This window comes from Streptomyces carminius (genome assembly GCF_002794255.1).
GTDB classification, from domain to species: domain Bacteria; phylum Actinomycetota; class Actinomycetes; order Streptomycetales; family Streptomycetaceae; genus Streptomyces; species Streptomyces carminius.
In genome coordinates, this window is sequence record NZ_PGGW01000043.1 from 23,272 (window position 1) to 30,669 (window position 7,398).

At 68.0% G+C, this 7,398-nt stretch carries 4 protein-coding genes and 1 pseudogene; 3 read left to right on the forward strand and 2 right to left on the reverse strand.

The genetic code is table 11. The features are described from left to right. Positions 1-5: 5 nt before the first annotated feature. The 3 genes from CUT44_RS13005 to CUT44_RS13015 all read left to right on the forward strand — a co-directional run bounded on the left by CUT44_RS13005 (position 6) and on the right by CUT44_RS13015 (position 5,253). A complete protein-coding gene (locus tag CUT44_RS13005) occupies positions 6-3,197 on the forward strand; it encodes an AAA family ATPase (protein WP_233221381.1) in 3,192 nt (1,063 codons plus the stop codon). A gap of 188 nt (positions 3,198-3,385) precedes the next feature. Continuing rightward, positions 3,386-3,892: a hypothetical protein gene (locus CUT44_RS13010; RefSeq protein WP_100202133.1), complete on the forward strand. Its 507-nt coding sequence runs from the start codon at positions 3,386-3,388 to the stop codon at positions 3,890-3,892. Positions 3,893-4,482: 590 nt separating this feature from the next. Beyond that, positions 4,483-5,253 carry an IS5 family transposase gene (locus CUT44_RS13015; protein ID WP_233221382.1) on the forward strand — a complete coding sequence of 257 codons (771 nt, stop codon included), beginning with the start codon at positions 4,483-4,485 and terminating at the stop codon, positions 5,251-5,253. Here CUT44_RS13015 and CUT44_RS32735 read toward each other — a convergent pair. Beyond that, a complete protein-coding gene (locus CUT44_RS32735; RefSeq protein WP_146252213.1) occupies positions 5,228-5,698 on the reverse strand; it encodes a hypothetical protein in 471 nt (156 codons plus the stop codon). The genes CUT44_RS13015 and CUT44_RS32735 overlap by 26 nt on opposite strands. A gap of 124 nt (positions 5,699-5,822) precedes the next feature. Beyond that, positions 5,823-7,274: pseudogene (locus CUT44_RS13030) on the reverse strand (NF041680 family putative transposase). Positions 7,275-7,398: the final 124 nt, after the last annotated feature.

The window sequence follows — 7,398 nt, forward strand, 5'->3', positions numbered from 1 at the left end:
AACCGATGACACTCACTCTCACCGGATTCCGCAGCTACCCCACCGAGGCCACCATCGACTTCACCGGCAAGAGCCTGGTCGCGGTCCTCGGCGACACCGGCGCCGGAAAGAGCAGCCTGCTCGACGCCATCGCCTTCGCCCTGTTCCGCAAGAGCTCCTGGGACGCCAGGGAACCCCGGCAGCTCATCGCCGACGGCGCACAGGCCATGAGCGTCGAACTCACCTTCGTCCATGATGGGCAGAACTGGCGCGTCCACCGCACCATGCACGCCACCAACCCGAACGCGGGCCGACACCACCTGAAAAACCTGGACACCGGCGAGGAGACCGACGGCGCCACGGCCGTCGACAACCGCATCAAGACGGTGCTGCAGATGAGCTACGACACCTTCCTGCGGGTCGGGCTGCTCCCGCAGGGCAAGTTCGACCAGCTCCTCACCGCCGCTCCCAAGGAGCGCAGCGAACGGCTCCGTGAGCTGTTCGGTGCCGAATCATTGGAAGCAGTGCGGAACCTGGCCGCCCGCCATGGCCGCACGCTCCAGAAACTCCTGGGTGATGCGAAAGCCAAGCGGGCCCCCATGCCGGACAACCCGCAGGAGACGGCCGCCGCAGCCGGTGCGGCCGCCGACGCGGCCACAGCCCAGGCCGAACGTCTGGACACCGCCATCGTCCGTATCACGGCGCTGCAGGAAGAGATCTCGCAAGCCCGGGACACCGCGGCGGCAGCCACCAGCGCTTGTCAGAGCCTGGCAGCGTGCCAGGTGACCGACGCCGGCACCGTTCTCGACGTCCTCGAGTGCGCCGCCACCGACCTCACCACACAGCGTGATCTCCTCAACCGGCGCGCCGAGCAGGCTGCGGCCAGGGAAACGGAACTGACCGGAGCGATCACCGCGGCGGAAAAGCAAGGGGAAGGCCAGGACGCCCTTGCCCAGGCCGCACTGCTGCTGAAGACCCTCGCGGAAACCGCCGAGGAACACCGAGACGAACGCGACCGGCTGGTCTCCCGAACCACACAACTCGACGACGAAAGCGACGCCATCGCCGCGGCGGACGCGGAACTTGCCGAACGGGCCGCCCGCGTCGAAGCAACGGTAGAGGAAGCCCGTGCCGCCGCCGAGACCAGCAAGCAGATCCGTACGTGCAGCACAGCTGTCCGCACCGCGTTGGACGCGGCCCTCTCGGCGGCCCGGCGCGTCGCTGACACCGCGCGCGCCCATGCCACTGCAGTGGACCGGCAGGAATCCGCGCATAAAGACCTCGGCCCGGTGGAGGACGAGGCATCTGCGGCCCACAAAGATCTCATCGCGGCCGAGACACATCTGGAGGCGCTGCGGTTGCGGAAAAAGGCAGCCGCGATCGCCGCCGACCTCCACCGCGGCGACGACTGCCCTGTATGCCGCCGGCAGCTCCCGGTCGATTTCCACCCCGCACCGGCCGACGCGGATGAGCTGGCCGAGGCGAACACGCGACGAGAGCAGGCCAAGAGCGCACACGACAGGGCCGTCGACCTGCGCGCCGAAGCCCGCGCCACCGTAACCGCCGCCGATAAAGCGGTGCTCGAACGCGACTACGAGCACCAAAGCGCACAGCAGACGGCGCAGGAGACGACCCAGACAGCGGAACGAGCCTTCCGAAGCCTGGAGGCGCTGGCCACCGAGGCAGGCACGGACTTCGACGCCCGGTCAGCCTCAGCAAGGCTGACCGCCGCTACCACTGCCTTGGCCGCCCCCGCCGCCAGCACCACCGCATCACCGCACCAGCAGCACCCCGAGCAGGACACCGCAGTGATCACCCACGCCATCGCCGCATGCGAACACGCGGCCGCCGCACACGCCGAAAAGCTGCAGGCCGAGGAGCACCGCCGCACCGCTGGAATCGAAGCGGACTGCAAAACACTGGCAGAACGTAAGAAAGCGCATGACCGCGACAAAAGAGATGCATCCGCAGCTCAAGAGCGGCATGCCCGGGCCGTGACAAGGACCGCCGCCGACATCGGCATGCTTCCCGCACGCATCCGGGCGATGCTGCCACACAACCCGATCGACATCGTCGTCGGACAGACGGACGCCGCCACCACAGCCGTCAACGCCCGGCAGGCCGAGCTCCAAGAGTTGCTCGACCAGAGGGAAACAGCCCGAACGGAGAAGACCGCGGTGCTCGCCGATCAGCGCACGCTCGACCACGACACCCGCGTCCACCTGGAACGCCCCCTCGAAAGGCTGCGTGACAACCTCGACGCGTGGGCCCAGGCCGCAGACCAAGCTCGCACCCGACTCGAGGAGGCCGACCGGCCAGCGCTGCCAGAGGCTCCCACCCAGCCGACGATCGCCGAGGTCCGCCACTACGCCACCGCCCTCTCGGCGACGACCTCAGCACTCGGCGACAAACTCACCGAGCGAGCCGCCGCGGCGACAGAACGCGCATTCGCCGCCGAAACCCGCCTCGCCGAGCATGCAGCCGCGCTCACCGATATCGACACCTTCGACGTCCCAGCCGACCTCACCACACCCACATCACTTCACCCCCTCGTTGCCGCAGCCGGGCAGGCAACCAAGGAAGCCGAAGACCAGCGCTGCAGACAACGAGAAGCACAGGACCTGATCAAGCCGGCCGCTGACCTGGACTTCGCCATCACCGCAGGCGAAGCCCGCTATGAAGCTCTCGAAGTACTACGCCGCGAACTGGTCGACGCCAAGTTCCTGGGCCACCTCACCACACTGCGAACCCGCGCACTGCTCGGCGTCGCCAGCGACCTGCTCGGGCAGATGTCCGACGGCCGATTCGGTTTCGCAGACGATTTCGACATCATCAGCCGCAGCTCCGGGGTCGCCCACCACCCGAATCGTTTGTCAGGAGGGGAGAAGTTCATGGCGTCTCTCGCCCTGGCCTTGGCGCTTGCCGAACTGTATTCCCGCAGTGGGCCGGCGCTCGGCTCCCTCTTCCTCGACGAGGGCTTCGCCGCTCTCGACACCACCGCCTTGGACCTGGCACTGGAGGTACTGCGCGCCCAGGCCGGAGGTGACCGCTTGGTGATGGTGATCAGCCACCTGCACGCCGTCGCCGAGGCCGTCGATGATGTGCTGTGGGTGGAGCGGACCGCCGCCGGCTCATCCGCCCAGTGGCTCACGCCGGCTGAGCGAGACGACATGGTCCAGGACGACCTCGCCAGCGGACTGCACTCCCAGGCGCGATAACTACTACAGGGCACCCCATACATCGCCGTCCCCGGGGACCGGGCTTCACCCACTCCCGCTGCACACGGTGCCACACCACCCTTCGAAGCTCCGCCCCCTACTAGAAGATCTACCGTTGTGTGGCGTGTTCGCCGTTTTGCGGCCGCTGTGAACCAGGGCGCGCGACGATGAACTGTGATGCCGGGGGAATGAGCCTGCTGAAGGAGTCCGTGGAAAGAATGGTGATCGGCGCTGACCATGTACACAGTGCAGCCACGGTCCGCCGTCGGCAGCGGCAGTTCGTGCCGCCGTCCGAGTTGTACCCGGTTGGGATCAGGGTTGACACTGCCCTGGTGGACCAGCTGTTCTACGCGACGGTGGACGAATGCCCTGACCCCCACTGCCGTCCGCTGCTCCTCGACCGCGTCGCACACGATGTGTGGTCGACACGCAAACTGGTCGACTGGGCATGCTTCATCACGTCGGAGACGTACTGCGGGCTTCCCGCGGAGCTCGTGGACGAACAAGCGTCGGCGGATACTGTTTTCCGTCCCTCGGTCACCTTCCGTCGACTCGCCGCGGAGTACCACAACTCAAAGGCGATCAACTCCATTTACGACGCATGCACAGCCGCGGAGCTCCGGGAAGCGGCGGACACCGCCGTCGCCCTGGTCGACGGACTGCAGGTGTGGGGAGCGGACTTCCTCTACCAGTGACCTCCCTTCCGCCCTGTCGCTTGTCTGCACAAGTTGCAACATCGATAGAAGACTGGCCTTGAGCGCTGCAGTTCTATTGACAGCTTTGAGGTGTCTCTATGGCCTGGAGTGATGGAGTTACCTCTGGTGTGATCATGCTTCTGATCTGGTGTGTTGCACTTCAGAGGAGAATGTTGCAGCTCCGTCAATAATCACGTTGCGGATGGTGGGCCGTGGTGGAGGACGGGCTGGGCCGCCATCCAAGGGGGATTTTGTGTGCTTTCATCCGTGTTGTGGTAAGAAGCCGTTGCTCTATCGATCATGGTGAGCATTGGTTCGAGCACGGGGACTCGACTGGGTGATCTTCAGCCGGTGCGGGCATGAAGACAGGGCCTCCTGTCCAGCTCGGGATTGCTGAAGTCCTTCGAGCGCCAGGAGGCCCTGTGTCGCAGTCTTCCGTCCGGACGGTCGGCGAGTCCAACTCGGTTGCCCCGTCGTGTGACTGTCTCGCGCACCGGTTCGGGAACGCCGCGGACCGGCCGCACAGGAGACCGACGTACCCGTCGGACATGACGGAGGCCGAGTGGGCGGTGGTGAGGGACCTGTTGCCGGTGCCGGAATGGCTGGAGGGCCGGGGCGGGCAGCCGGAAGCGTACTGCCACCGGCAGATGATCGATGCGGTCCGCTACCTGGTGGACAACGGGATCAAGTGGCGGGCGATGCCGGCCGATTTCCCGCCGTGGGACCGGGTCTATGCCTTCTTCCGCCGCTGGCGCGAGCGCGGCCTGGTCGCCGAGTTCCACGACCGGCTGCGGAGCCGGGTCCGCCACAGCGAGGGCCGGGACGCGGAGCCGACCGCGGCGATCATCGACTCGCAGTCGGTCAAGGCGGACGCCGTCGTCGGCGCCGACAGCCGCGGCTTCGATGCCGGCAAGCAGATCAACGGCCGCAAGCGGCACGTGATCGTGGATTGCCTCGGTCTGCTGCTGATGGTGCTGGTCACCCCGGCCAATGTCACCGACCGGGACGCCGCCTGCGGGATGCTGCCCCATCTGCTCGCCCGCCACCGCCGCATCCGGCTGGCCTGGGTCGATGGCGGTTACGCGGGCCGCCTGGTGGACTGGTCCAGGACCACCCTCCGCCTGGCCTTGGTAGTCGTCCGGCGCAGCGACGACGCGCAAGGCTTTACCGTGCTGCCCCGGCGCTGGTGCGTGGAACGCACCCTGAGCTGGCTGATGCGCACCCGCCGTCTGGCCCGCGACTACGAAGCTCTGCCCGCCAGCAGCGAAGCGGTCGTGCAGTGGTCGATGGCCATGCTCATGAGCCGCCGTCTCGCCCGCCGCCGCGCCGACCCGCTCACCGAGTCGGGTGCCGCAGGGTGAACAGGCCCGGCCGCTGCTCGGCCAGCCAGCCCCGCGCCACCAGCCGCTTCGCCCTCACCCGGACTCCCTCGATCTTCGCGGGCACCAGCTCCAGCCCCAGCCGGGCCGCCAGATCCTTCGCCCGCACCCCCTCCCGGCCCGGCTCCCCCTCCAGCACGGCCAGCAGCCGCCGGTACTCCGGCGCGAGCACCCCTGCGGTGACACCCTCACGCCAGTGAGGGACCACCGACCCGGCCACCGGCTCCTTCACCGGGGCCGGCACCGATTCCGGCCGGACCGGCTCCTCCACCACGGTGTCCGCGGCCAGGGCCTCAGCCAGCTCCGCCAACGCCACCACCCGACGCTCCAGCACCGCCTCCGCCTCCCGCAGCTCGGCCTGCAGCGCCTCCACCCGCTGCCGGGCAGCACGCTCCCGTTCCTTCAGCAGCCCCATCACCGACGGCACCCGACACCTTCACCGAGAAGACGACACGATGTGTCATCACTGCCGTCGAGACATCAACCCCATGCCTGACCAGCGGAAATGAGACGACCAGGTTCGGAAAGACAACAGCTTCTTACCTTGATCTTTATCCTCGCTGCTGTTTCAGGCGGACGTGTTCGGTGAGGGTTTCGATTCGTTTCACGGTCTTCCCAGGCTCGTGACGTGGGGCTGGCCTGCGGTTTTTCGAGCCGGGTGGGCGTCCTGGCCCGGGCCGGGAGGGTTGGGGCACGCCAGCGGGACGGGCGGTCTTCACGCGGAGGTGGCGGAACCCCCGACGGACCCGGGCGGGGGTGAGCCGGCGCAGCTCGGCGGGCCGTTCCCAGGGACGGCGGAGGTCCTCGGCGAGGGGCCGGGCGAGGCGGAGCTGGGTGTGGGCGGCGATGATCAGCCAGGTCCACAGGTCGGCCGTGTGCGGATCGCGGACCTTGGGGACGGTCCACCCGAGCGTCTGCTTGAACAGCCGGAAGGTATGTTCAAGATCGAATCTGCGGAGGAACGCCTGCCAGCGCAGGTCGACGTCTTCCCCGGTCATGCCGGTGCGCGAGGACCACAGCCACACCGGCTTGGGGTCGCGGTCGCCAGGCAGGTGGTCGACCTTCAGCCGGATCAACGTGCCGTGGATCAAGGGAAGTTCACCGCAGTGGTCGAGCCAGGGGCCACGAGCCTGCAGGCGGGGATGCATTCGGTCCCAGGCGAGGGCCTCGGCCGTGCCATAGCGAGTGGTGTCGCACACCGTGGCCTGGTCGGGGGTGTGCCAGGATTCCGGCTTGGAGAAGGTCAGGACGCCGCCGTGCTTGCGGGGCTGCCCGCCACGAGGGGTGGAGCGGCGAGGGCCGGCATCCTGGAGTATGACCCGGTCCGAGCGCAGCCGGCCGACCAGCTCGACGGGCAGGTCGGCCAGGACGTAGGCGAGGCGGGTGACGTCGTAGCCGGTGTCCATCACGACGAGGATGTCCGCATCGCCCGGCCGCCACTGCCCGGCGTGCACCAGCCTGGTGACCACCTCGCGCAGCTGGGCGGCGGTCACCGCGGTGGCGTCGTCGGCCGGCCCCAGCCGGATCGCGTCCAGCACGGCCGTCCAGGACGTGCGCCCCGTCTCCAGCGCGGCGACGAAGGAGTAGGGCCAGCCGGGGATGAACTGATCCGCGCTGCGGCCTCGCCCCTAGACGTGGCAGAACAGCAACTCCGGGCTCGTGGGGGCGTCAGGACGCAGCCAGTTGCTCACATCCACCGCGAGCACGATCCGCCCGTCAGCGGCACGCGGCAGCGGCGTGAAGGCCAGCAGCCTGCGCAGGCGGCGCGGTTCCAGCCAGCCGTGGTTGACCGCGTCGTACATCGCTCCGTGCCCACGCCGGTGCTCGGCCGTGAGCGTCAACTCGACCAGCGACGTCACCGGGCCGTCCGAGCACAGCACCGCGTCGGTGAGCTCGAAGAGCGCATCCGCCCGCGTGTAGAGGCAGTCGTAGAACTGGACACGAAAGTGGGACAGGACACCCAACGCGGCGTCAGAGGACTGTTCAGCGGCGAGACTCTTCACCAGCGGCCGTTCCTTCGCGCGACGTTGCTCGACACCTCGAAGCGTGAAGAACGGCCGCCCTGCTGTCCCGGGAACGAACCAAGATCAGCGGGTCAGGTGAACGGCCTAGGTTAAACGCCAAGCT

Excerpts from the sequence above, each read along its gene's own strand:
- CUT44_RS13005 (WP_233221381.1), top strand. The coding sequence starts at position 6 with ATGACACTCACTCTCACCGGATTCCGCAGCTACCCCACCGAGGCCACC.
- CUT44_RS13010 (WP_100202133.1), top strand. The coding sequence starts at position 3,386 with ATGAGCCTGCTGAAGGAGTCCGTGGAAAGAATGGTGATCGGCGCTGAC.